This window comes from Siminovitchia jepli (genome assembly GCF_047228825.1).
GTDB lineage: Bacteria > Bacillota > Bacilli > Bacillales > Bacillaceae_C > Siminovitchia.
The window spans coordinates 1-695 of record NZ_JBFEGN010000217.1; the positions used below are offsets into that span (position 1 = coordinate 1).

Annotated in this window: 1 pseudogene; it reads left to right on the forward strand. The window is 46.8% G+C overall.

The features are described 5' to 3' along the window. A pseudogene (locus tag AB1L08_RS22460) lies at window positions 1-695 on the forward strand (transposase); the annotation flags it as partial.

Here is a 695-nt window from a genome sequence, read left to right on the forward strand (position 1 = left end):
CGTGTTCCGCTTTACGCGATTCTCAGTGGTTTTGAACCAGGTGATACGCCTGGTGTGGGTACATTTCATGATTTTTTTGCTCGATTATGGGCAAGTGACAAAAAGAATGTGACCCACAAAAAGAAAAGTAAAAAGTCTCGTAAAAAGAAAGCGAAAAAAGGAAAAAAAGGCGAAAAGGCTCCAACAAAGCCTGGTCGTGTACAACGATTGGTCGAGTGGGTCATTCCTAGATTAGATCAAAAAAAGGAACTCCCATCGGATCGCCTATTCGATTTCTTCCAATCCCAAATTCTTACTATTTCAGCCAAGTTGGGACTGCTCGGAAATGTGGATCAACTAAACGTTGCCGGTGACGGCACGCCCGTCGTCACCGGATCCCACATCCGAAGCAAGCCCACTTGTAACTGTCGCGCCCAAGGTATAGCGAATTGCAAGCACGGTCGAAAGTACTCTCAACCCGACTGTGACAGTGGCTGGGACAGCCATCGGGAAAAGTACTTCAACGGGTATCACCTCTACATGATTAATGCTTGCGACAGTCCATACGACTTGCCGTTATATCCGCGTCTGAATTTGGCTTCCTGCCATGACTCAGTAAGCTTCGTCGTTAGTTGGGCTGAGTTTTCGCAACGATTCAACTTGGGCGCGGTAGATAAAATGCTTCTAGATGCGGCACATGATGCTGAAGCTATTTA